Here is a 25,086-nt window from a genome sequence, read left to right as displayed (position 1 = left end):
AATCCTTCTCAACGCTTCATCAAACGGGCAGAGCTCTGCCCCGGGCCACACAAGGCAGGGATAACTAGCGTGCAGGTGAATCGCTAGAGAACTCGTACACAGCCCCGGTTTGCAAAGCACGGAAAGCCTGCTGCAAACGGTAGGCCTGCCCCTGATCAAAGTAGTTACCCAAATCTTCGGGCGCTACCCATTCATAAGCGGTCAGCTCTTCTTCCTGCAGGGTAATCACCGCATCGTCAGGAAGTACACCGGCGTCATAAATATAGCTGGTTGAATCGCCCCAAATGCCCATCTGCAGGCCGTGGAAAATCACCAGAAGACGGCCCGGCTCAAGGGTAAGGCCAACTTCCTCAGCCACCTCACGGAAACAGGCTGGCTGCGGAGCTTCGCCCGCCTCAACGGTACCGCCCGGGATAGTCCAGCCGTCCTTATAGTTAGGCTTGACCAGCAGCATCTGCCCCGCTTCATTACGAATCACAGCACCGGCCGCCAGACGACGGGTGGGCAGACTTTCAATAAAGGCTTTCAGTTCTTCTTCAGGCAGGTAAGAATCAACCACGGTGCTGCTCCTTCTCAACGGGCGGTTACTACACCCAATGTACCGCGCCAGACAAACGGGTAAAAGGCAGAGGGGCCCTTGCACTCTCTCAGCAGAACTGTCCCCTGCCCCAAGCGTCCTTAAAAACCACAGGGCGGGGGTAGGCCAACTGCTTACCCCCGCCCTATGAGCAGGTTTTACTTGAGGAACTTCTCGAAGCCCTTAGGCAGGTTCAAATCCTCAGGCTTCACATCCTGGGTCTGCTGACCAAAGGCCGACCCCAGAGCGGCCTGCTGCTTAGCTGCAGCTGCCTGCTCCTGCTGGGCGCGCTTTGCCGGGTTGCCAGAACGAGCCTTCTGCTTGCCCTTACCCTTGCCCTTATTCTTACGGGCAGCACCACCGGCAGCAGCCATACCGGGCATCTGCATGCCACCGGGCATACCAGCCATATTGCCGCTAGCCAGCTTCTTCATCATCTTCTGCGCCTGGGCAAAACGCTCCATGAGCATGTTGACCTCAGAAACGGTCACACCGGCACCCTTAGCGATACGGGCACGGCGGGATCCGTTAATAATCTTGGGAGCCACGCGCTCGTGCGGGGTCATGGAGCGCACGATTGCCTCGACGCGGTCGATTTCCTTCTCGTCAAAGTTCTCCAGCTGCTGACGAATCTGGGCTGCACCCGGCATCATCATGAGCAGCTTCTTCATGGAGCCCATCTTGCGAATCTGCTGCATCTGGGCCAGGAAGTCTTCGAAGGTGAAGTCTTCCTGGTCAACGAACTTCTTGGCCATGCGGTCAGCTTCGGCCTTATCCCAGGTCTGCTCGGCCTGCTCAATCAGGGTGAGCACATCGCCCATGTCGAGAATACGGCTGGCCATGCGGTCGGGGTGGAACTGCTCAAAGTCGGTGACGTTTTCACCGGTTGAGGCGAACATGATGGGCTTGCCGGTTACCGAAGCAACTGACAGGGCGGCACCGCCGCGGGCGTCACCGTCCAGCTTAGAGAGCACAACGCCGGTGAAGTCGACGCCCTCGTTGAAGGCATTAGCGGTGTTAACGGCGTCCTGACCGATCATGGCGTCGATGACGAAGAGAACTTCGTTAGGTTCAATAGCGTCACGGATGTCGCGGGCCTGCTGCATGAGCTCGGCGTCGACGCCCAGGCGGCCTGCGGTATCGACAATGACCACATCGTGCAGCTTGGCGCGGGCCTCAGCTACACCATCGCGGGCGACCTGGACGGGGTCACCGGTGGGAACGTCGAATTCGCTGGTGACGCCGGGGTGCGGGGCGTAGACGGGAACGCCAGCGCGCTCACCAACCACCTTAAGCTGGTTGACGGCGTTGGGGCGCTGGAGGTCAGAGGCGACCAGCATGGGGGTGTGCCCCTGCTTCTTGAGCCAGTGGGAGAGCTTACCGGCCAGGGTGGTCTTACCGGCACCCTGCAAACCAGCCAGCATGATGATGGTCGGGCCGGTCTTGGCCATATTAATACGGCGGGTCTGACCGCCCAGGATATTAACCAGCTCTTCGTTAACGATCTTGACGATCTGCTGGCTGGGGTTGAGCGCTTCGGAAACCTCCGCGCCCAGGGCGCGTTCTTTGACGTGGGCGGTGAACTCACGCACTACGGGGACGGCGACGTCGGCATCCAGCAGGGCGCGGCGGATTTCGCGTACTGTGGCGTCGATGTCCGCTTCGGTGAGCTTGCCTTTACCGCGTAGGTTTTTGAAGGTTGCTGTCAACCGGTCTGAGAGTGAATTGAACACGAGCTGTGCACTACTTTCGTGGCTGGATGGGTTCGAGGAGGGGAACTGCGCCCACTCAAATGTAAGTCAGCTATTAAGAATAACGCATCAGGACCCGTTCTAGCAGGGTTCAGGTACAGACTATTGGTCGAAGAATAGATACATCTGCCCGATAAAGAACAACTGGGGTGGACACATCCACCCCAGTTAGAGGCCTATATAAATTACCTAACTTTGTTAGCTGGGCATCTTGGGCTTGCGACTTCGGCTAGTCTGAGGGAAGATTACCCCAGCTTTCTCAAATTCCTCAAGAGAAATGAGCGGACCGGTCAAAACAGCTTCCAACAGAGTCTGTTGCTGGTCTTCGAGGTATATAAGATGAGTCAGAACAGCGAGAAGCTCGTTGAACTCTTCCGACCACTCCCGGGGCCATGTCTCTTGAACAATATTGTTCAGGGGAGAGGTACGTTTACCATTAGGGCTTTTGAGCCTATATCCCGCCCATGAGCCAATCACGTTGTTTCCGCCCACTGTGTAATCAAAGACACGGCGATCAACGCCAGACCAGATTGCGTTACCAAAGCACACGACTCTTTCGTAGGTATGCTCGCCGATGGTGATAGAGGGCTCCCATGTCGGCTTATCCTCTGGCATATCACGGCCCATGGCCTTCTCATAGATTGGCAGGCTGTACCCATCACCTACGTCTCTGATTCTCGATATCCCTGGAATAGGTTCACCGGCTTCTCCATAGGTATGGAGCCAGACAATATTACGGCCTAGTTTCACCAGGTTAGTCCACAGCTCGGGGTCAGCCGTAACCGGAACACGGATACCAGCTTCTTGCAGTTCTTCGTCAAAGGTTCGAACGTAACCAGAGTGTCCAGTAATCCCAGCTAGGTAGAACACAATATCTTCTTCAGTGACCTCTAATCCGAGTCTATCAGCGAGCGAGGAGAGGACACCTTCAATAAGGTTGGCACTACCGTCCGGGTGATAAAGGGGGTGGACACGCCCACCTCGATTATTGAAATGGTTCATATCCGGTATCAGCGAATCAAAATACAATCCGGGGCCAGATTCTGGGAAACGAGCATGTTGTTCCACCACAAAAATCTGGCCGGGAATGCGTGCTGCCCATAGATTTGGAACCGGCCTATGAAGTAATCGACTATCAGGAATTAAGTATTGTCGGTCAAAGGAGCGATACCCAACACGGACTGTTTTAGTACCAACCAACCAATCGAGGTTTTCAACAGGGTTAGTGGTATCTTCAACGACGTCGATACCAGGTAAAGGCTTGCAAGTTTTCTGAAGGGATGTACTGGAAGTTTCCTTGAACATCTCTTTTTTGAGTTCAAGATTTTCCTCGGAAACAAGGTGCGTCCAGCGGGTTTCTAATACCGTGGTTGATGGTGCATAAACCCACGTCTTATTAGGCTTAATACCTGGGCTTTGCCATAGAAAGAGATCGGAAATAGCCGGGTAGCTATCCCAATCACTTGTCGGCTTAGGCGTGAACTTATCCCCCCAACCCTCACGAACTGGTTCGAAACGCTCACTCTTGAGAGTCAGAGACTCTAGTTGCTTGAATTTGTGTTCTCGAGTTCCTCCCAGAGCAATGTAACGGATATCAGCTGGGGTATCTTCGGATGTTCCCGGTTCTCTTACAAAGAGCGCAATCGTAACAGGAGTCTCAATGTTGAATATGGCGTTCTTAGCTGGCGGGGTCTTGCCTTCAGGAGTGACGTTAATAATCCAGCCCCGGCTGGTCTTACGGCGAATGTACTCACGCATACCCGCAAAACCTGGACCACGCAGATAGCCATCTGCGGTAATGAAACAAACTACCCCAGTATCTGTTGTCTCAGCAGATTCAAAGACTTTCCAGAAGGCCCACCGCCAAAAGTAAACATAGAGATTTTTCAGGACATATTCAAAACGCCCATTGCCCTCCTTACGGAAGTCAGCAAGAGGGACCCCTGAATCGATGTTACCCGACTCTATCCATCCCCCCAGACCCTCAGATTTGTCCTTATAAGGCGGGTTGCCTATGCATACCTGAATCGGGGTTTCAGCTTTAACCTTATTCGCCAAAATCCGTTGCTGGGCAATTACCTGTAGGTTATAGCTCATACGCTTATTCGAGGTGGCAGTAGGGTCTTCCAAAGTATCCGTGACGTATAGGTTCAACCCCTCGTCTGGGATTGTGCCACCAAGCTGCTCAATTGTCTGACTAATCCGGAGTTCTGCTACCGCAAATGAACCAGACTGTAGCTCAAAACCGTAAAGGTTCTCAGCCATTGCGCTCACACGGTCTGCAACTTCCCCCGGTCCTAACAAGTCGGGATTAGCAGCAACAGAGCGCAAAACTGACAGCGGATACGTACCTGTACCCATCGCCGGGTCAATTACAGCTACCCCATCCGATGCTAGCCCCATATCTTTCCCTAAGAAACCACGGAGAGCTTCATCAGTCAGCCGAACCATAGAGTCCACAACTTCAACAGGCGTATAGTAACTACCCGTTTTCTTGCGTAGCTCAGGATCATAAACGCTCAAGAAATGCTCGTAAAGGTGGAGGTAAACGTCCTCTTTCCCCTGAGAAATCTCCTCCCAGGCAACGGCCTCAAACATTCTGGTAATAATAGTCAAAGTCCGATAAAGGGGGCTGTCTGCATTTATGTAGTCGGTTAGCAAACCCAAAGCGCTCCCCAAAAGGCCATGATTACCGCGCAAATCACGTGACACAGCGTTGAGGGATTGAACATTGACCTCAAGGCCTTCGGAGACGGCAATAATCAGAGAGAATACTACGGTCTGTGCGAAACCATCCGCGAATTCTTCATCAGTGGCACCAGGGTAGAGAACGCTACGCCAGTCATCTTTCAAACCTAAAAGGTACAAATCAGCTAGGGCAACCCTGGGATTATTGTTCTTGGCCTTACGCTGTTCCTTGAGTTGGACCAGTATCTCTTCACGAAGCAGAGCCGCGAGCTGCCCCATACGCTCTACCAAAGAACTCGCCTTAGTAATCGGTAGCGGTTCCCAGGCCAAAAAAGTCTTTAAGAGTCGCTCAAACTGGTAGATCGCTTCATCTGGAGTAACCGCATAGAGATGAACAGTTGCCTGGGCAACTAGCTCACCAAATGAATACAGATACCATTCAGAGCCATTGGTATAGAGAAGATTTGGCAAACGCCTTAGCTTTCTCCATTGTTCTTTATTACGCTTATCAAAGCTCACTGGGTCAAGCGAAGTTCCTGGTTTCTTCAACTCAACATGGCCCGTAAGTAGACCGTCTACAACAACGCCAAAATCAGGACGTGCATCGCCCCCATCTAGGCGAGTTTCCCGAACTGTTACTACAGTACCCACCCCGGATATTGAACTTGTCCCCACATTTTGGATAAGAACCGCGGTAGGTGTTGTAAGTTGCGCTTCAGGCTCCCCTATGCCTGTTGCTAGGTTTTGTTTAACGGCTTTAACATACTCGTCTAGATATGCTTTTGTTGTCTGAGTCAAAGGGGAACCTCGTGGAAGCTAAATACGTTTAATGTCGCCCCTCATTGTATCGCCGTCACGAACCAGCTGGTTAAAGTAGATGAATCGTGACGGCATAATTGTTTCTAGAATTACAGCTCAATTTCCAACAGGATCGGAGTGTGATCCTGGCGGGGTCCTGAATCGATCGTCTCCGATGTGGTGACCTTATCGGCCACGCGGTCACTGACCAGCCAGTAGTCAATACGCCAACCGGTGTTGTTAATCTTGGATGTTTTAGAGCGCTGGGCCCACCAGGTGTAGGCACCGGTAATATCGCCGTGCAGGTGGCGGAAGGTATCGGTAAACCCACGTGAAAGTAGGTGGGTGAAGCCCTCTCGTTCCTCATCGGTAAAGCCGGGTGAGCGGCGGTTGGACTTAGGGTTAGCCAGGTCGATTTCGGTGTGGGCAACATTGAAATCGCCGGTCGCCAGTACCGGCTTGCTGGCGTCCAGGGTTGCCAGGTAGTCAGCATAAAGACGATCCCAGACCTGACGGTCAGCCAGGCGGCGCAGCCCCTCGGAGGCGTTGGGAGTGTAGACCTGGGTGATGTAGCAGTTTTCGAATTCGAGGGTAATCATACGCCCCTCGGAGTCCATGGTGGTCGGCGCGTCAAGGCGGGGGTAGGTGACAACCGGTTCCAGTTCGGGGCGGTAGAGGAACATGGTCCCGGCGTAGCCCTTGCGGGCGGGTTCGTCGGAAGATACCCAGGCAATCTTGTAGTCGGGGAAGTAGGCGTGCAGGGCTTCGAGATGCTTCTTGGTAGGCCCCTTGGCAGAGAGCTTGGTTTCTTGCAGGGCAAGGACGTCGGGGTTCAACAGGGCGATAGAGGCAAAGACATCACGGGAGAGCAGGGCACGGGCCGACTCACTGGTGAGTGCAGCATTGAGTGAATCAACATTCCAGGAGACAAGTTTCATGCCCCCTAGTCTACCCGGCACTCCCCCGCCGCCGCCCTGACTCACGTCCGCCCCTCCCTGCCAGCTCTCCTACCCAGACTGCAAAAAGTAAGGGCAGACCCACGAAACCGTGGGTCTGCCCTAGATTTGTATGTCGCTTGTGTTTAGATGGCAGAGAGCCCGCGTTCTCCGGTGCGGACTCGAACCACCTCATCCACGCTGCTCACCCAGATTTTGCCGTCCCCGGCGCTACCAGTATTAGCGGTGGCGATAATGAGGTCGATGATGTCCTCGGCCCGGTCAGCGTCCGCCAGGATTTCCAGACGAACCTTAGGGATCAGGCGAATGTCGTATTCTTTGCCCCGGTAGACCTCAACGTGACCGTGTTGGCGACCGTAGCCCTGGGCTTCGGAGGCTGTCATACCGTCGACCCCAAACTTTTCGAGGGCTTCGCGGATATCATCAAATTTTTCGGGCTGAATCAGCGCTGTAATCAGTTTCATGGTACGGCTCCCCTAGTGTTTGGCGAAGGCACCGGAGGTGCCGGTGGACATGGAGTAGGCGGTCTCAGCGTGCTGGGCCAGGTCGATGCCCTGGACTTCCTGCTTTTCGCTGACGCGGAAGCCCATTGTGCGGTGAATCGGAATCACAATCACCAGGGTCATGACCGCACAGAAGATCATGGAAATAACGGTTGCAACGGTCTGCGTAATCAGCAGGCCTAGACCGCCACCGTAGAAGAGACCGGCGGTTCCGGTGGCCGGGGTTGCGATAAAACCGAGGGCCAGGGTGCCGATGAGGCCGGAGACCAGGTGTACACCCACTACATCAAGAGAATCGTCGTAGCCGAAGCGGTACTTGAGGCCCACAGCCCAGCCTGAGGCGATACCCGAGATAAAGCCCAGGGCCAGGGCACCGACCGGGTCAACGTTGGCGCAGGCCGGGGTGATGGCTACCAGGCCAGAGACCAGGCCGGACGCCGCGCCCAGGGAGGTTACGTGGCCGTCGCGGATTCGTTCAAGCAGGGCCCAGCCGAGCATGGCAGCTGCCGGGGCGGCAAGGGTGTTGACCCAGATCAGACCTGCCTGGGCGCCGTCCGCAGCAGCCCCCACGTTGAAGCCGAACCAGCCAAACCAGAGGATAGCTGCACCGAGCATGACTAGGGGCAGGGAGTGGGGGCGCTGGTTAGGGTCTTCACCAAAGCCCTTGCGAGCACCCAGCACCAGGGCCAGGATGAGACCGGCGACACCGGCGTTGATGTGAATTACCAGGCCGCCTGCAAAGTCGATGGCTTCGCCGAACATGGACCCGATGAAGCCCTCTTCACCGAAGAGGCCACCGCCCCACACCATGAAGGCCAGGGGGCAGTAGACCAGGGTGAGCCAGAGGGGCACGAAGATGCACCAGGCGCCGAAGCGGGCGCGGTCTGCAATAGACCCTGAGATGATAGCCACCGCGATGATAGCGAAGGTGGAACTGAAGGCTACCGAGAGGAGGTTGGTGCCGCCGTCCGCAAGCGTAGCTGATAGGCCAAAATCGTTGAAGGGTGAGCCGACGATGTCGTGGATGAGGGCGTCTCCCCCGCTCATCCTGTAGCCCCAAAGTACCCAGCACACACCGACAAGTCCCATTGAGATGACCGACATCATCATCATGTTGAGTGCTGACTTGGCTCGCGTCATACCGCTGTAGAAGAGAGCGAGACCCGGTGTCATGAACAGAACAAGTGCCGCGGCGACCACGGTCCAAACATCACTGGCGGTGAGTTCCATGCCTGTTACCCCTTTCAAAACCCGTAGAGAAAACCTGTGTGCCGGTAGACCGGCTCTTGGTGTGTTGACAGGTTCTATTGTTCTCTGCGCGTGTTTCGGCTGCTTGCGCCTGGAGTTTCGCCCCGGTTACAGGTGCCCTCCCCGTGTTGCGGGTATGAAAACAGGGGTTACGGGGGTGTTTCGGACAGTAACGGACAGGTTACCGGCGCTCTAGGCGGGTATGAAAAAACCGGGGGAACTGTTTGAAACAGTTCCCCCGGTTCCTAGGTGAACTCAGGTTGAGCTTTAGTCAAGGAGGGCGTCAACGAAGGCACCGGGCTCGAAGGGCGCCAGGTCGTCGGGGCCTTCGCCCAGGCCGATGAGCTTGACGGGCACACCCAGCTCTTCCTGGATAGCGACCACGATGCCACCCTTTGCTGAGCCGTCGAGCTTGGTCAGCACGATACCGGTAATCTGAACGACCTCGGAGAAGACCTTGGCCTGGATCATGCCGTTCTGGCCGGTGGTGGCGTCAATGACCAGGAGCACCTCGGTGACCGGGGCTTCTTTCTCGACCACGCGCTTGATTTTGCCCAGCTGGTCCATCAGGCCGGCCTTGTTCTGCAGGCGTCCGGCGGTGTCAATCATGACAGTATCGACGCCGCGGGCCTTGCCCTCGCGGATAGCTTCGAAGGCAACGGAAGCCGGGTCGGCGCCGTCCTTATCGGAGCGGACGGTATCCACCCCTACGCGGTCGCCCCAGGTCTGGAGCTGGTCGGCAGCCGCCGCGCGGAAGGTGTCGGCTGCACCCAGCAGGAGGTTCTTCTCTTCAGCGACCATTACGCGGGCCAGCTTGCCCACAGTGGTGGTCTTGCCCACACCGTTTACGCCAACGACCAGAACGACGCCGGGGTTACCGTCGGCACCGTCCAGGGCCAGGGAGCGGTCGGTATCTTCACCCACGATTGAAAGAAGCTCCTCACGCAGCATCTGCTTGACGTGGGCGGGATTCTCAGTGCCCTCCACGCGCACACGCTGCTGCAGGGCCTCCACCAGGCGGGCTGAGGGCTCGGCACCCAGGTCTGCCAGGAGCAGGGTCTCCTCGACCTCGTCCCAGACGTCCTGGTCAATCTTGTCGCGGGACAGCAGGGCCAGCAGGCCCTTGCCCAGCAGGTTATTGGAGCGTGAGAGACGGGCGCGCAGGCGCACCAGACGGCCCTGGGCGGACGCCGGACGCTCGATAGTGGTGACCGGCCCGTCAGCGCTATCTGCGGGGAGGTCATCGGCATCGCGGGTGCCCTCGTAGCCTTCCTTAGGGGCCTTAGGGCCGCGGAGCAGAACCGCAAGCACGCCACCTAGAATCAGCACACCGAGAAGTATGTACACAATGAGAGTTAGAGAATCATTCACCCTTCTAGCTTGCCATATTCTCCCCGCCCCATACAGCCCCAACAGCGGGAGTAGAATGCACTTCTGCACAGTGCGCCCCACAGAGGCCACTTTTGTGAGTTATGATACTTTTCAGATAGATTGACACAGCAAAGAGTCACCAGAGTATCACCGCATGAGCAACCACATCCCCACCCCCTCCATGGACACCGGGGCTATCCCCATCATCCCCGAATCCGTACGGCAGGAAAGCCGCAACCAAAAGCCCCGCGCCACCGAAACCGTCAAGGTACCTACCCAAATTAAGGTCCTTATTGCAGCCTCATTCCTCATTGCCCTCGGCTACGGTCTGGTCGCTCCAGTGCTCCCCGGCTTTGCCCGCAGCTTCGATGTGGGAGCCATGGCAGCGACCTTCGTCGTCTCAGCCTTCGCCCTCTCGCGCCTGGCTTTCGCGCCGGCGTCCGGACGCCTCATCTCCCGCTTCGGCGAGCGCCGCATCTACTCAGCGGGCCTCATTATTGTGGGGCTGGGGTCCATTGGCGCCGGACTTTCAGTTAACTACCCCATGCTGATTGCCTCCCGCATTGTCGGTGGCACCGGCTCGGTCATGTTCACCGTGGCCGCCATGGGTATCTTGGTGCGCAACTCACCCCCGACGATTCGGGGTAAGGTCTCGGGCTACTTTGCTACGTCCTTCCTGCTGGGTAATATTTTGGGGCCCGTTCTGGGGGCAGCGGCCTCGTCCCTGGGTATGCGGATGCCCTTCTTTGTCTATGCGGCAATGCTCCTGTGCGCTGCCCTGGTAGTGCTCACCCAGCTCAAGGACGAGCCGCAGGAGGTCAACCTCAACACCCAGGGTATCGCTGTACCCAAGCCCGAACTCAAGCTGGCCGATGCCCTGAAGTTCACCAACTTCAAAGCAGCCCTCGTGACCAACCTGGCGGTAGGGTGGAGCGTCTTCGGTCTGCAGTCAACGGTGGTTCCCCTCGCCGCTGTAGCCCTCCTGGCTAACCTGCATGCCGGTGAAGCCACCTACGATGCCGCAGTTGCTGGAGCCAAGCTGGCAGGTTTCACCCTGGCCACCTACGCCGCCGGGAACGCCCTGGTCCAGATTTATTCGGGCAAGATGGGCGATAAGATTGGCCGCCGTCCCATGGTCTTTTCCGGGCTGATTCTGGCAGGTATCGTCACCATCGTCTTTGGCCTGATTACCAACCCGCTTGTCTTTGTGGGGGCAGCCGTACTTCTGGGCATTGCCTCGGCTCTACTCGGCCCCTCCCTGCAGGCTGCTGTCTCAGACATTGTGGGCAACAAGCGCTCAGGCGGTCAGCCCCTGGCCTACTACCAGATGGTCTCAGACATCGGCCTGATTGTCGGCCCGCTCGTAGCTGGCTTTATCATCGACGCCTGGGGCTTCTTCCCCGCCTTTATCGTGGCCGGTGCCCTACTTCTTCTTGCGGCTGTTGGCTGGTTCCCCGGCTACCGCCCCAAGTTCCCGGCAGACATAGCCGACGAAGGCTACACCGGTAAGTAGCTACCCTAGTCCGCCAGGCGGTGCGAGAGCACGCTTGACACCCCCTGCCGCATGGTGATGCCGTAGAGGGTATCGGCCTGGGCCATGGTGCGCTGGTGGTGGGTAATCATCAGCAGCTGGGACTTCTCCCTCAGCTGCCCCAGCACCTCCAGCAGACGGCCCAGGTTACGGTCATCCAACGCCGCTTCTACCTCATCCAGCACATAGAAGGGGGCAGGCCGGGCCATAAAAACCGCCAGGAGCAGGGCCAGAGAGGCCAGGGTGCGCTCGCCGCCAGAGAGCAGGGAAAGACGGGTGACCTTCTTACCGGCCGGTGTCACTCTGATATCAAGCCCGCTGTGCTCAAGGTCGTTGGGGTCGGCCAGCACCAGCTCGGCCTGGCCGCCGGGAAAGAGCAGGGCGAAAATCCTGCTGAACTCAACCTGCACATCGGCTAGTGCCCGACTGAAAGAGGTTTCGATCTGGCCGGTCACGTCCTTCATCACGGCCCGCAGGTCTGCCCGCGAGGTCTTGATGTCTTTAATCTGCTGGCGTAGGTAGCTATGGCGCTGTTCGAGGGCCTCGTATTCTTCAAGGGCTAGGGGGTTGATAACCCCCAGGCGGGCCAGCTCTGCCTCGGCTGTCGCCAGGTCAGTCTCGATGTTCTCCCGGGGTAGGTCCCTGGCCTTGTGGCTCTCTAGTAGGGTCTCAAGACTGAGCCCCAACTCGCTATCTACCCGCTGGGTCAGGCCTTCCCAGCGGGCTTCAACGCGGGCACCCTGGGCCGACGATTCAGCCTGCAGGGTCAGGGCAGCAGCCAGCGATGTCTGGGCACCGGCCAGTTCTTCGCGTGTGGCAGTGAGGGCCTGCTGGGCCTGCTCAGCACGGGCCAGGGCCTTGCGGTGTTCCTCGTTCTCCTGGCTCTCCACCTGTTCGATGGCCAGCGCCAGAGCCTTGGCGCAGGCAGCTACACTGCGGGCACGATACCCGGAGTCAGCGGCCTCTTGTTGGCGCAGCTGACGAGTCTCCTCAGCTTTTTCGAGGGCAGCAAGGGCTTCTTGGGCCTGGGTGAGGCGGGCCTGGGCGGCTTCCTCTTTTTCGCGGGCGTAGGTTGCTGTGGCCTCGGCGAGGGTTTTAGCCTCCTGGGCTTCGACCAGGGTTTTTTCTGCGGTGCGGACGGCCTCGCGCAGGGTAGCACTATCGGCTTGGGGTTCCGTGCTGCGAGCCCGAGCCAGGGCCTCTTGGGCGGCCTCCACGTGCCTTTGGGTCTCTTTCTGGGCTTCTTCGGCGCGGGTGGCGGCTTCTTGCAGACGGTCGAGGGCCGCCTGTGAGCTTTCTGCCCGGCCGGTGAGGGTGGCAAGGTCTGCCCGGGCGGCAGCTAGCTGGGCCGTGAGTGAGCCGGTGGTGCGGGCCTGGGCTTTTTCAGCCTCCTGAGCAGTCTTTAGTGCTTCTTCGGCCTGCTGGTGGGCCCTCTCTGCCTGCTCCTGTTGCTGGGCAAGCTCCCGGTGGGTCTGTTGAGCTCGGATGAGTTCAGCGTAGCGTTCAGTCAGAGGCCGCTCTTGGGAGGGGTAGAGGGTTGATCCTGCGGTTAGCACGGTTCCGTCGGGGGTTACAGCGCGGACGCCCGGGTGGGCAGCTACCAGGGCGCGGGCGGCTTCTTGATCGGGAGTCAGGTAGGTATCAGCGGTGAGCACGGCGAGGGCGCGACTGACGGCCTGTGGTGCGGTCAGGACGTCCGCTAGCGGGCGAGCTTGATAAACCTCAGCTTGAGATATAGATAGTTCACGCAGGCCAATCTGCTCGATGTTACCAGCGACAGAATAAAGCTGGGTTACTCCAGCAGGCAGAGACTCACCGCTCGTCAGGGCGAGGGCCCTCAGATAGGGGCCCAGAGCAGCAGCCACAGCAGCCTGCCAGGCATCTTCAATCTCAAGTAGAGAAATAAGTTCCTGAGCTCCCTGCTCCACGGCCTGCTGGCGGAGATCTTCGCTATCACCACTTTCAGCATCGTCATACTGCCAAGCTGCTTCAAGAGCCTCGCAGCGAGCTTGAGCAGCATGAAGCTTTACCTGAGATTGATGCAGCTCTTTTCGGCTGGATTCCACTTTTTCGCTCGCCTGCTGCCGCGCCCGACGCAGATTTTCTTCTTCGGCTTCGGCCCGCTCTAGCTGCTCCCGGTAGCCATTCACGGCTGCCTGGGCACGCTCGGTATCAGCACCGGCTGAAGCCCCCTGCTCTTTAGCTTCGGCATACTCAGCTACTCGTCGGGCGGCCTCTTCACCGGCTCGCTCAAAAGCTACGCGGGCGGTAGCCAGCTGGGAGGTGAGCTGCGACAGGTTCTCCTTATAGTCCCGCACCTGCTGGTCGGCCATAGCCAGGGCCTGCCGAGCTGTGCCCTGCTCCGCCTGGGCCTTTTCTAAGGCAGAGGGGGCAGCGGTAAGTTCTTCTTCAGCTGCTTTCCCCGCCTCCCGGGCCCGTTCAAGATTTTCTTCCTCCCGAGCACAGGCCTGTTGAGCCGAAACCAGGCGGGCGGCGGCGTCCTGATCTTCTTCCTGGTGGTGGGAGGCGGACAAGCGTTCAGTAGCCACCAGCTGGACCGTCTCCACCAGGTGGGCAACCTCTTTCAGGGAGGTGCGGCGCTGGGTGGTCTCATCTAGAGCCTGCTGGGCTACCTGCCGGGCCTTAGCCAACTCCCCCAGCTGCCCCTCGAGGGTGCGGCAGCGCTCCTGCGCCCTTAGGCGGGCAGCCTCAGCCTGTTGGCCAGCGACCTGCTCGGCCTCCCGCTCCTGCATCAGGGCGCGTGCATCGTGAGCCAGAAGATCAGCGGTCAGGCTGCGAACACGGCCCGCCACCTCGCTAGCTGCCCGGGCCGCGTCAGCCTGCTCCCGGCGTCCTTCCAGCTGCTCAGCCAACTCACCGGCTAGATCCTCCAGCCGGTCAAGATTGGTCTTCAAATCATCAAGCTTGCTCGCGGTCTTCGCCTGGCGCTTACGGTGCTTGAGCAAGCCAGCAGCCTGCTCAATCAGCTCGCGACGGTCATCAGCGGTGCCGTGCAAAATCTTATCGACCTGCCCCTGCCCCACCAGGGTGTAGAGCTCCCGGCCCACACCGGCGTCCGCCAGCAGGTCCTGCACATCAGACAGGCGGGCAGGCTCCCCGTTGATCTCGTACTCAGAACCGCCTGCAGAAAACATGGTGCGCGAAAGCCGGATCTCAGCATGAGGCAGCGGCAGGGCGCCGTCCTCGTTATCAATCACCAGTTCAACCTTGGCGCGCCCCAGCGCACCGCGGGAGCCACCGCCAGCAAAAATGACATCCTTCATGGCGCCACCGCGCAGCTGCTTAGCCCCCTGGGCACCCATCACCCAGGCAAGGGCATCCACCACGTTTGACTTACCCGACCCGTTCGGTCCCACCAGCACATTCAAGCCAGGCTCAAACTCAAACACGGTGGCCGACGCAAAAGACTTAAAGCCGCGCACGGTCAAAGATTTTAGGTACATAGTGGTGGGCCCCATCGGTTGGGTAAAAGCGGGTTTAGGTCGGCTTACCACTTTACCGCAGGCCCGCGCCCCTGTTCGGTGTGAGATGAACCCGCACCATCAATCACCGCACCTGCCCCGCCGGGGCATATTATTGAAAAAGTGCCCTTTTCTTCAAATAAGGGCTTACCCAAGTCCGCACTAAGGCTAGAAGAGTAGATTGACCGCTAATTCAGATATTCGCCACAAGAACGCCTCCCTGCTATCGGTAACCAGGGTGCTACCGCCGGAGGTCGTCACCAGCTCCTACTTTGACGAGCAACTAGCGGCCACCTACAAGCGGCTGAGGATGCCCAAGGGTCTGCTCGAGCGCCTCGCCGGTATTAGCGAGCGCCGCGCCTGGGGCCCGGCCATGCATTTTGAGGACGGCGCGGTGCAGGCTGCTGAGCAGGCTATCGCCCAGGCCAGTATCAGCAAGGAACAAATCGGACTGATTATTAACACCTCGGTCACCCGCGATAATTTTGAACCTGCTGTAGCCGTGGGTATTCACGACCGCCTGGGCCTGCCCCGCCACGCTCTGAACTTCGATATCACCAACGCTTGCCTGGGCTTCGTCAACGGCATTACGGTTGCTGCTACCATGATTGACGCCGGGGCTATCGACTACGCCCTCATCGTCGACGGCGAAGACCCCTCCCCCTGGCACGCCACCGCCCTGCGCCAGCTCAACCGCCCCGATTCAACCCGAGACGATGTGCTGGCCCAGTTCGCTACCCTAACCCTGGGCTCGGGAGCTGCGGCCGCCGTCATTGGCCGCTCCGACCTGCACCCCGCAGGCCACACGATTGTCGGTTCGGTCTCCCGCGCGGGAACCGAGCACCGCAACCTCTGCATTGGCGGTGAAGCCGACCAGGGGATGAATACGGATGCCGCCGGTCTGCTCAAGCACGGCCTGCAGCTGGTCGCTGAGGCCTGGGAAGAAGCTCACCAAAACGGCTGGGACTGGGGCAACATGCGCTCCTATGTAACCCACCAAATTTCTAACGCCCACACCAACGCCATTATTGAGGCCGTGGGTATCGACCGCGAGCGCATCCCCATGACTTTCCCGGTCTGGGGTAACGTGGCGGCAGCTGCCCTTCCCATGACCCTGGCTGAGGAAAGCGCCCACTTCGTAGCCGGTGACCGTATTCTCTGCATGGGTGTGGGCTCCGGCCTGAACACCGCGCTCATGGAAATCACCTGGTAGGAGCCACTATGACGTTTTCTCAACTCACTCCCGTTCCTGCCCTCTGGCCCGGCGTTGACCCTGCCTGGTCCCAGCAGGTGCAGGTGCCTGCGTCCGCCCCGGTAGAAGAAGCCGGGGCTAGCCGCCGCTGGCACTACCTCGATAACGGCCCGGCTCTCGAGGCCGCCGGTCGCACCCCGGTCGGTACCGTCCTGGCGGTGCACGGTAACCCCACCTGGTCCTATCTCTGGCGGTCGGTCATCGCTGCCGCCACTGTTGCCGAGCAGCCCTGGCGCGTTGTAGCGGTAGACCAGCTCGATATGGGCTATTCGGAGCGTACCGGCCTGACCCGCTCGCTCTCAGACCGTATCGCTGACCTCGGTGATTTTACGGCCGCGCTTGGGCTTGATACTACCGAGCTTCCCCTGGTTACACTGGCCCATGACTGGGGCGGGCTGATCTCGCTGGGGTGGGCCCTGCGCCACCGTGAGATTGTCTCGGGTGTCATGCTGACCAACACCGCCGTTTTTCATGACGCCGGTGAGAAAATCCCGGTAGCCCTGCAAGCGGCCCTCCACCCGGCTCTGCATTCCTGGGCGACCGAAAAATCAACCGCCTTTATCGACGTGACTCTGGGCCTGGCCCAGGGCGGTCTTGATGCTGCGGTCAAGAAGGCCTACAAGCTGCCCTACCCCACCGCCGAGCACCGGGTGGGCGTGCGGAATTTCGTGGCCGACATACCGGCAACCGAAGCGGCTGCCAGCTACCGCCCCATGGTCTCTATTGCCGAAGGCATGACCGAGCTCAATGTACCTGCCCTGATGCTCTGGGGCACTAAAGACCCGGTCTTCCAGCGCCGCTACATGGCCGACCTGGCCGCCCGTCTGCCGCAGGCCGACATCCACCGTTTTGAAACCGCCAGTCACCTGGTTGCTGAAGATGAAGACATCGCCAGCCCCATTCTGGCCTGGCTGACCGAGCACTTTGTCACCGGAACCACCCAGCGGGACCTCCACCTCACCGCGCGCGCTGCCCGGGTGCCGGCGTCCGCTCATTACCGCCCCATGGGAGCCGAGCTGGCAGACCGGGCGGACGACACCACCCTAGCTATCGTTGATATGAGTAGCAAGGGGGACGGCACCGAGGTAGCCGCCCAGCTCTCGTGGGCTGAACTAGCTGCCGAGGTAGACCGGGTTGCCTCTGGCCTGCACCGGCTCGGGGTGAAGCCCGGCGACCGGGTCAATCTGCTGGTGCCACCCGGCATTAAACTCACCACCCTCATCTACGCCTGCCTCAAGATCGGAGCCGTGATTGTTGTGGCTGATACCGGCCTGGGCGCTGCGGGGCTGACGCGCGCGCTCAAGGGGGCCCGCCCGTCCTGGCTCATCGGTATTCCGGCTGCCCTCACCCTGGCCCGTACCCTGGGCTGGCCCGGCCAGCGCATTGCAGCCGGTTCCCTCCCCGCTGCCGCCGCCCGGGCCCTGGGCGTGGTGGGTGCGGTCGATGACTTTGCAGCCCCCGAGGTTTTTGCGGTAGCCGACCCTGACCCCGATGCGGACGCCGCCATCCTCTACACGTCAGGCTCCACCGGCCCGGCTAAGGGCGTGGTCTACACCCACCGCCAGCTGGCGGCTATGCGGGATACTATCGCAGCCACCTACGATCTGGCTGCCGGCAGCGGTCTGGTTGCGGGTTTTGCCCCCTTTGCCCTGCTGGGCCCGGCCCTGGGAGCTACATCTGTCACCCCGGCAATGGATGTCACCAAACCTAAGACCCTCACCGCCGCCGCCCTGGCATCGGCAGCTTCTGCAATTGGGGCAACCACGGTCTTTGCTTCACCGGCAGCCCTGATGAACGTGCTCGAGACCGTCGATGGCCTGAGCAGCCAGCAGCGCTCTGCCCTGGGGCAGGTCACCACTCTGCTCTCCGCCGGGGCTCCCATTACTTCTCCCCTGCTGGCCCGCCTACAGACCCTGCTACCGGCTGCCTCCCTACACACCCCCTACGGTATGACCGAGGCCCTGCCCACCACCGACGTCTCCTACGCCCAGATTCAGCAGGCTGAGCAGGACGCGGCAGCCGGGCTTCTCGGTGCTGGTGGTGGCGTCTGCGTTGGTACCCCCGTCCACGGGGCAGCCCTGCAGCTTGCTCCCCTGCTGCCGGATGGAACCGCATCAACCGAGGTCACCACCGAGCCCGGTATCACCGGTGAGATTCTGGTGGCAGCCCCACACATCAAGGACCGCTACGACACTCTCTGGGTCACCGAACGCGCTTCCAGCGCCACCCCCGGCTGGCACCGTACCGGCGATGTGGGGCATTTCGATGCCAGCGGACGCCTCTGGGTTGAGGGCCGCCTTGCCCACGTGCTGGTGACAGCCCAGGGCGTACTCACCCCGGTTGCCCTGGAACAGGCAGCCGAACTCGATGCCGAGGTGCGCCGGGCAGCCGCTGTTGCTACCGGCCCGGCCGGGGCGGCGTCCGTCCTCATCGTGGCCGAGGTTGGCCCCACCTTCCGGGGCAAGAAGACCCGCAATGGCCTGGCTCCGGTTGATCTGGCCCAGCGGGTGCGGGAGCGGGTACTGGCTGAGACCGGCGTAGAGGTATCGGCTGTGCTGGTGGTTGCTGAGCACCCCACCGATGTGCGGCACAACTCGAAGATTGACCGCCCGGTTCTTGCTGCCTGGGCTGAGCAACTCCTCCAGGGGAAAAAGGCCCGTCTGGGCAAGGGGGTTATCGCGTGGTAGTTTCACTGCGTCCTCTTACCCCCGAGGTCTGCCAGCCTGCCCGGTCTGAGCGGGTGCTGGTCACCGGCGCCTCTGGGCTTCTGGGCCGTGAGGTTGTCTTTGCCCTGCTGCGGGCAGGGTATGCTGTGCGGGCCTTCCAGCGCGGGGACTCCGGTATAGCCCAGATGTGCCCTGCCCACCTGGCCGACCGCTTCGACCAGGTGCAGGGTTCGCTCACCGACCAGCTGGCGGTGCGCCGGGCTGTTACCGGTGTTCAGGGGATTATCCATCTGGCCGCTAAGGTATCTGTGGTCGGGGAATGGGAGGATTACCGGCAGGTCAACGTCGAGGGCACCCGCACCCTGCTTGAGGCTGCCCGCGCAGTCGGTATCGGTAAGTTCCTGCACACCTCTTCGCCCTCTGTAGCCCACACCGGAGCCTCCATCGTGGGCGAAGGTAACCCGCCCGCTAGCCCCGACCAGGCCCGCGGTAACTATGCCCGGTCTAAGGCCGAGTCTGAGCTGCTGGCCCTGAGCTACGATGCGGACGACTTCTGGGTGGGTGTGCTACGCCCCCACATTGTTTGGGGCCCCGGCGATACCCAGCTGGTGGAGCGCGTCCTAGAACGCGCCGCCGCTGGCCGTCTGCCCCTGCTCAACCAGGGCACCGCTATGATTGACACCCTTTACATCGATAACGGGGCGGACGCTTTTGTGCGCGGCTACCAGCGCCTGGAAGCGATTCGCGGGGTGCCCCTGGTGGTCACCAACGGCCAGCCCCGCCCTGTCGGTGAGATTATCGCCGGCATGTGTATCACCTGCGGTGTCAAACCCCCGGCCTACTCGTTGCCGGCGTCCGTGGCCTATGGGCTGGGTTTGGCGATGGAAAAGGCCTGGGCCCGTTGTGCCCCCGGGCAGATTCCCCCGCTGACCTCTTTCTTAGCCGAGCAGCTGTCTACCGCCCACTGGTTCGACCAGCGCACCACCCGGGAACTCCTTGACTGGTCCCCTGCCGTCTCCCTGGAGGAAGGGTATGAGCGGCTGGGCGACTACTACGGGTGTAGATTTCGTAGGAACTAATAACTAGCCCTTTTCGAATAGGCAGGCAGAGCGCCGACAGCCAGCTGGACCGGGGCTGGCGGTGAATTGGGCGAGCGCCCCGCGCGAGGCCAAGAGGGTTGCTGGCCTAGGCGCTCTGCCTGACTTTCTACCCCCTGATGTTGTTACATGCCCCGAGGTCTTCTCTGACAGTGAGAGCACCGGTAGGAGCTTCTTCCTCCGAAGGGCTCCCGCACCATCAGCGAGGTGCGCCCCGCGTCTAGGCAGCGGGGGCAGGGCTGCCCTGCCTGCCCGTAGGCATTGAGGGACCGGTCGAAGTAGCCCGATTCCCCGTTAACATTGACGTAGAGGGCATCGAAGCTGGTGCCGCCCTGGGCTAGGGCATCCCGCATGACGGTGCGCGCGGCGTCCACCAGTTCGCGGGCGGTTGAGGCGGGGATGCTCTTGGCGGGTTTGGCGTAGTGTAGCCTGGCCCGCCATAGGGCTTCGTCAGCGTAGATATTACCAACCCCGGAAATGGCGCTTTGGTCGAGTAGGAGCTTCTTGATGCCGGTGGAGGTGCCCAGCATGGTGCGTCTGAACTGCCCGAAGTCGAAGTGGGGGTCGAGCGGGTCACGGGCGATGTGGGCAACGGCCTGCGGGATGAGGGCCAGACCCAGGGCGGAGGCGGACGCCCCCGGTACCGGCTCCCCGGCGGCGTTGCGGGTGGGCAGCAGGGGGCTTACAAACATTCCGCCGAAGATGCGCTGGTCCACAAAGCGCAGGGTGAGCGGGGCTTCGCGCCCGCTCTCATCGGTGGCTCCTGCTAAGTCTATGAGCACCTTGAGGTGTTTTTCTGCCGGTAGCTCGGGGGCTTTGAGCAGAACCTGCCCGCTCATGCCCAGGTGAATGACCAGGGCAAATTCTTCGTTGCCCTCAAAGAGCAGCCAGAGGTACTTGCCGCGTCTAGCCACATCCGCCACGCGCAGGCCCGTCAGCAGCCGCTCGAAATCCACCGGCCCGGGCTTGTGGCGCCGCACCGAGCGTCCGTCCACTACCTGCACGCGTTCCAGCACCGCACCGAGGATGTGCCCGGCTAGGCCCCGGCGGACCACCTCGACCTCGGGTAACTCCGGCATATTCACTCCGCCTTTCCAAATTGGCCTGGCCTAGCCGTAGACCCTGTAGTAGGCCTGTTCGGCAGCCATACGCTCGGCTTCCTTCTTGCTGGTGCCCTTGCCCTGCCCCATGACCTTCCCGGCCAGGAGGACCTTGGCGGTGTAGCGGCGGGCGTGGTCGGGGCCGGTGCCCTCAACTTCGTAGACGGGCTCGCCGGTGCCCTGGGCGGCAGCGTATTCCTGGATTTCGGTCTTCCAGTCGCGCCCGATGTTCAAGGTCTTGTTGTCATCCAGCAGGTGGGAGGTGTGGGCCAGCACCAGCTGGTGGGCGGCCTCAGGGCCGTGCTTCATATACACGGCACCGAAGACGGCCTCCATGGTGTCAGCCAGAATGGAGTCCTTATCGGCACCACCGGTTTTCTTCTCGCCCTTACCCAGGCGGACGCAGGGCCCCAGCTTGAGACTGCGGGCCAGGTTGGCTAGGGTTCGGGTAGAAACAATCACGTGGTGGCGCTTGACCAGCTCACCTTCGGGCAGGTCAGGGAACTTTTTGTAGAGCTCTGAGGCGACGGCCAGGGACAGCACGGAGTCACCCAGGAATTCTAGGCGCTCGTTGTGGGGTATGCCGCCGTTTTCAAAGGAGTAGGAGCGGTGAGTCATTGCAAGCTGAAACGTCTCGGTATCGAGGTCGATACCGAGACGTTTCAGAAACTCTTGTGATGCAGAGTTAGTCATAAGGCGCGAATTAGGCGTCAGCTACCTTGCGGCCCTTGTACTCGTAGAAGAGTTCGTTGCCAGCTGAGTCAGTCACGAGCTTTGCCTGGTGGGGCAGGGAGTAGGTGACGCGACCGTTTTCTACGGTCTTGACCAGCTGAGGAACGGAAGCCTTCCACTGGGAACGGCGGGCGCGGGTGTTAGCACGGGACATTTTCCGCTTGGGAACAGCCACAGCTATCTCTTTTCTCTTGTTGCTTTATAAGTTTTATTTGTCGTTCGCATCGAGCAGCGCTGATAGCGCGTTCCACCGGGGGTCGATGACCTCATGGTGGTGCTCAGGGTCGTCCTCTAGGCGTGCGCCGCATTCGGAGCACAGGCCCTGACAGGAGTCACTGCAAACAGGTTGGAACGGCAGTTGAAGAATCACTGCGTCCCGCAGCGCCGGTTCGAGATCAATTTCATCGTTCTCTACGGCGTACTGCTCATCTACTTCATCTTCGGGGCCGCCTTCGGGGGCCTTCTCGAAAACAAAAAGCTCTTGAACATCGGCTGTAACATCAAAGTCAACCGGGTCTAGGCAGAGGCTGCATTCACCGGAAACGGTGACAGTTGCAGTACCAGTTACCAAGATACCATCTGAAACGGATTCCAGGCGAACATTGAGGTCAATGTCGCTGCCTTCTTCCGCCTCAATCAGAGCGTTGCCAAAGTCGCTTGGCGCTGGCAGAACTTCATCAAGGGTCTCCATTGCGCCCGGGCGATGAGCTAGATCTCGAACCGAGATCTTAAGGGGCGATGAATCTTTTCGTGAAATGACGAACTCCCTATCGAATGTTTTAAACCAAGTACCTATTTTAGGGGCTTAAGACCGGCCGAATCAAGCGCTCTAGGTTTAACCTCTTGTTTGGCTGACCACATTAATGCTCAGGGTAGAGGGCCCGCTGCACCGCGCGCGGAACAAAAGCCCGCACGTCCCCACCGAAGCCTGCGACCTCTTTAACGATGGTCGATGAGATGTGGTTGTACTTGGGGTCCCCGGCGATAAAGCTGGTTTCAACCCCGGCGATGTGCCGGTTCATCGAGGCCATGGGAGCCTCGTATTCATAGTCGGCGGTATTGCGAAGCCCCTTCACGATAAGTACGGACCCCTGGTCGCGCACGAAGTTAGCCAGCAGCTCCCCCTCGGGTAGCACCTTGGCACTCACCCCGTCGAAGAGGGCGAAGGTTTCCTCAACCATGGCGACGCGCTCTTCAAGGGTGAAGCGGTACTTTTTCTTGGAGTTGTGGGAGACCGCGACGATGACGTTACCGTAGATTTTTGCGGCGCGGGTGATGATTTCGACGTGACCGTTGTGGATGGGGTCAAAGGATCCGGGGCAGACAACCAATTGCATGTCTCTAGGCTACAGCAGGTTGGTTAGGTATGACACACTAAGTCATGCTCTCTTGGGCAACAGGGGTAGGCCGGTAATCTTGGATTCAGACAAAGATACGGACGCCTGCCCCTGCACTTACGGCGGTGGGCTAGACGAGAGCGGGGTAGGCACCAGATGGCCACTATGAAGAAGCAACGGTCCTTTGAACGGGTTGGGCTAGCAGCCGGGCTGATGGGGGCGGACGGCCACTGGCGCTCTACCATCTTCGAAGAGATGTCAGCCCTTGCCCACCGATACGGCGCCCTAAACCTGGGGCAGGGTTTTCCAGATACGGACGGCCCCGCAGAGATGCTCCGGGCAGCAGCTGACGCCCTGGCTAGCGGGGTCAACCAGTACGCCACCATCGCGGGCAACCCCGCCCTGCGGCAGGCCATTGCCGAGCACCAGCAGCGTTTCTACAGGCTCACCCTCAACCCCGATACCCAGGTCACCGTAACCGCCGGCGCCTCTGAAGCCCTGGCAGCTACCATTGCGGCCCTAGTAGAACCGGGCGACGAGGTTGTTCTCTTCGAACCCTACTACGACCTCTACCCTGCCGCTGCCGCCCTAGCCGGGGCGCGCGTCCGCACCGTTCCGCTTGTGCCGCCCACCTTTGAACCCGACCTGGACGCCCTTGAAGCAGCTTTTTCTGACCGCACAGCCCTGGTGGTGGTCAACGACCCGCACAACCCCACAGGTATGGTCTTCTCAACCGAAGCAAAGACTAAAATCGTGGAGCTGGCGACCAGGTTCGACGCTGTGATTCTGGCTGACCAGGTCTACGAACACCTGGTCTTTACCGGCCCCTACCAGCCCATTCAGACCCTGCCGGGGGCGGCTGAGCGCACGGTGGCGGTTTCAGCGATTTCGAAGACCCATTCGGCCACCGGCTGGCGGGTGGGGTGGATGACCGGCCCAGAAAACCTTATACTCCCCATTCGCCTGGTGAAGGGCTATTTCACGCACTCGGCGGCCGCTCCCCTGCAGGCCGCTGCGGCTGTTGGTGTGGGCCTGGGTGATGACTTCTATACCGGCGTGCAGGCCCGGTACGCCCAGCAGCGACGCATTTTGGTGGAAAACCTAGCGGGCTCATCGTGGGAGGTAACTCCCCCGGCAGGTACCTTCTTCGCGGTAGCTGATGTGTCGCGGGTCCTGACTGAGCGGGGCCTGAGCTCAGCAGAAGAGCTCTGCCACCTGCTTCCCGAGCAGGCCGGGGTCGCGTTGATTCCGCTGACCGCCTTTACGACCGAGGCCTACCGGCAGCAGGTGCAGACCTATGTACGGTTTGCCTTCTGCAAACGCCCTGAAGTACTACAGGACGCCGCCACCCGCCTGCGTGCCTATAGCGGCTAAGAGCCCTAGTTGCGGGCGTCCTTTGCCCGGATGAGGTCAAGGGCAACCAGGCCGCCCAGCATGGCCAGGCGCACGGGCCCGGGGGCGCCGGGGTCGAAGTTCACCCCGTAGCGGCTTTTACCGCGCAACCCCGCCACCAGGCCGCCCCATTCGCGGGCAACGCGGGCAGCTACATGGCCATTAACCGTGATATTGAAGTCGTACTCGAAGAGGCTACCTTCAAGCTCCAGGGTGAGGCCCGGCAGCTCGATGGTGAGGCGCTTGCGCATGAAAGAGAACTGCTTTTGCACGTGTGCGAAGAGGGAACCATCGGGGTTCAGCAGTTCGTAGCGGTCCAGGCCAAAGTCAAAGGGGTCAACAATCTTGAGAAGAAGGTTCCCACTGCCGTCGACCAGGTCAAAGGTGCGGTTGCCCTTGAGCAGGCGGCCTGCGGTTGAGCCGGTGGTGATCACCCGGCCGAGCACGCGCCCGTCCTGGCTCTGCATCTCAAAGTCATTGCTCATGAAGCTGCGGGTTTGCTGCACCACCAGGGTGTTTTCGGTCAGCAGGGGCGCGGACGCTCCCTGGCTCGTTTCTGGGGTCGGCTGGGGCTGATGACCGGGGTTGTTTGTGTTCTCACTCAT

The 25,086-nt window shown here is 60.1% G+C and carries 19 protein-coding genes; 5 read left to right on the top strand and 14 right to left on the bottom strand.

The window, feature by feature from the left end:
• Positions 1-64: 64 nt before the first annotated feature.
• From HWU94_RS04820 to ftsY, 7 genes are all read right to left on the bottom strand, one after another.
• Positions 65-559 (bottom strand): NUDIX hydrolase, encoded by a 495-nt coding sequence (locus HWU94_RS04820; RefSeq protein ID WP_185174538.1) that lies wholly within the window; start codon positions 557-559, stop codon positions 65-67.
• 176 nt (positions 560-735) lie between these two features.
• A complete protein-coding gene (gene ffh, locus HWU94_RS04815) occupies positions 736-2,310 on the bottom strand; it encodes a signal recognition particle protein (RefSeq protein WP_185174537.1) in 1,575 nt (524 codons plus the stop codon).
• A 216-nt stretch (positions 2,311-2,526) separates the two neighbouring features.
• Positions 2,527-5,814 (bottom strand): type ISP restriction/modification enzyme, encoded by a 3,288-nt coding sequence (locus HWU94_RS04810; RefSeq protein WP_185174536.1) that lies wholly within the window; start codon positions 5,812-5,814, stop codon positions 2,527-2,529.
• Between the two features lie 110 nt (positions 5,815-5,924).
• Positions 5,925-6,752, bottom strand: a complete 828-nt coding sequence (locus HWU94_RS04805; protein WP_185174535.1) for an exodeoxyribonuclease III — start codon at positions 6,750-6,752, stop codon at positions 5,925-5,927.
• 143 nt (positions 6,753-6,895) lie between these two features.
• Positions 6,896-7,234, bottom strand: coding sequence for a P-II family nitrogen regulator (locus HWU94_RS04800; protein WP_185174534.1), 339 nt, complete (start codon positions 7,232-7,234; stop codon positions 6,896-6,898).
• Between the two features lie 12 nt (positions 7,235-7,246).
• Positions 7,247-8,503 (bottom strand): ammonium transporter, encoded by a 1,257-nt coding sequence (locus HWU94_RS04795; protein ID WP_185174533.1) that lies wholly within the window; start codon positions 8,501-8,503, stop codon positions 7,247-7,249.
• A 285-nt stretch (positions 8,504-8,788) separates the two neighbouring features.
• On the bottom strand, positions 8,789-9,892 hold the full coding sequence (gene ftsY, locus HWU94_RS04790) for a signal recognition particle-docking protein FtsY (protein WP_185174532.1): 1,104 nt from the start codon (positions 9,890-9,892) through the stop codon (positions 8,789-8,791).
• Between the two features lie 154 nt (positions 9,893-10,046).
• Here ftsY and HWU94_RS04785 point away from each other — a divergent pair, with 154 nt between their 5' ends.
• Positions 10,047-11,405 (top strand): MFS transporter, encoded by a 1,359-nt coding sequence (locus HWU94_RS04785; RefSeq protein WP_185174531.1) that lies wholly within the window; start codon positions 10,047-10,049, stop codon positions 11,403-11,405.
• A 5-nt stretch (positions 11,406-11,410) separates the two neighbouring features.
• Here the strand turns inward: HWU94_RS04785 and smc are convergent, their stop codons facing one another.
• Positions 11,411-14,887: a chromosome segregation protein SMC gene (gene smc / locus HWU94_RS04780; protein ID WP_185174530.1), complete on the bottom strand. Its 3,477-nt coding sequence runs from the start codon at positions 14,885-14,887 to the stop codon at positions 11,411-11,413.
• Positions 14,888-15,086: 199 nt separating this feature from the next.
• On the opposite strand from smc, the gene HWU94_RS04775 reads away from it, so the two are divergent.
• The 3 genes from HWU94_RS04775 to HWU94_RS04765 are packed head-to-tail and all read left to right on the top strand — an operon-like array spanning position 15,087 to position 19,902.
• Complete coding sequence (locus HWU94_RS04775) at positions 15,087-16,118, top strand: 3-oxoacyl-ACP synthase III (protein ID WP_185174529.1); 1,032 nt, start codon at positions 15,087-15,089, stop codon at positions 16,116-16,118.
• An 8-nt stretch (positions 16,119-16,126) separates the two neighbouring features.
• The gene (locus tag HWU94_RS04770) at positions 16,127-18,844 is read left to right on the top strand and encodes an alpha/beta fold hydrolase (protein ID WP_185174528.1); all 2,718 of its coding nucleotides are present in this window, start codon (positions 16,127-16,129) and stop codon (positions 18,842-18,844) included.
• Entirely contained in the window at positions 18,838-19,902 is a 1,065-nt protein-coding gene (locus HWU94_RS04765) for an NAD(P)-dependent oxidoreductase (RefSeq protein WP_244956029.1), read from the top strand. The genes HWU94_RS04770 and HWU94_RS04765 overlap by 7 nt, the downstream gene beginning before the upstream one ends.
• A gap of 143 nt (positions 19,903-20,045) precedes the next feature.
• Here the strand turns inward: HWU94_RS04765 and mutM are convergent, their stop codons facing one another.
• From mutM to coaD, 5 genes are all read right to left on the bottom strand, one after another.
• The gene (mutM, locus tag HWU94_RS04760) at positions 20,046-20,999 is read right to left on the bottom strand and encodes a bifunctional DNA-formamidopyrimidine glycosylase/DNA-(apurinic or apyrimidinic site) lyase (RefSeq protein WP_185174527.1); all 954 of its coding nucleotides are present in this window, start codon (positions 20,997-20,999) and stop codon (positions 20,046-20,048) included.
• A gap of 30 nt (positions 21,000-21,029) precedes the next feature.
• The gene (gene rnc, locus HWU94_RS04755; RefSeq protein WP_185174526.1) at positions 21,030-21,713 is read right to left on the bottom strand and encodes a ribonuclease III; all 684 of its coding nucleotides are present in this window, start codon (positions 21,711-21,713) and stop codon (positions 21,030-21,032) included.
• Positions 21,714-21,723: 10 nt separating this feature from the next.
• The gene (rpmF, locus tag HWU94_RS04750; protein ID WP_135011069.1) at positions 21,724-21,927 is read right to left on the bottom strand and encodes a 50S ribosomal protein L32; all 204 of its coding nucleotides are present in this window, start codon (positions 21,925-21,927) and stop codon (positions 21,724-21,726) included.
• Positions 21,928-21,960: 33 nt separating this feature from the next.
• Positions 21,961-22,443: a DUF177 domain-containing protein gene (locus HWU94_RS04745; RefSeq protein WP_185174525.1), complete on the bottom strand. Its 483-nt coding sequence runs from the start codon at positions 22,441-22,443 to the stop codon at positions 21,961-21,963.
• Between the two features lie 169 nt (positions 22,444-22,612).
• Positions 22,613-23,089: a pantetheine-phosphate adenylyltransferase gene (coaD, locus tag HWU94_RS04740; protein ID WP_135011067.1), complete on the bottom strand. Its 477-nt coding sequence runs from the start codon at positions 23,087-23,089 to the stop codon at positions 22,613-22,615.
• A gap of 156 nt (positions 23,090-23,245) precedes the next feature.
• On the opposite strand from coaD, the gene HWU94_RS04735 reads away from it, so the two are divergent.
• Positions 23,246-24,463: an aminotransferase class I/II-fold pyridoxal phosphate-dependent enzyme gene (locus HWU94_RS04735; RefSeq protein WP_342355184.1), complete on the top strand. Its 1,218-nt coding sequence runs from the start codon at positions 23,246-23,248 to the stop codon at positions 24,461-24,463.
• A 5-nt stretch (positions 24,464-24,468) separates the two neighbouring features.
• On the opposite strand, the gene HWU94_RS04730 is transcribed toward HWU94_RS04735, so the two are convergent.
• A complete protein-coding gene (locus HWU94_RS04730; RefSeq protein ID WP_185174524.1) occupies positions 24,469-25,086 on the bottom strand; it encodes an LURP-one-related/scramblase family protein in 618 nt (205 codons plus the stop codon).

The sequence above is a fragment of the Rothia nasimurium genome (assembly GCF_014217215.1).
Lineage (GTDB): Bacteria > Actinomycetota > Actinomycetes > Actinomycetales > Micrococcaceae > Rothia > Rothia avistercoris.
The sequence above is the reverse complement of the archived record's forward strand: the minus strand, read 5'-3'. Positions and strand labels throughout refer to the sequence as shown.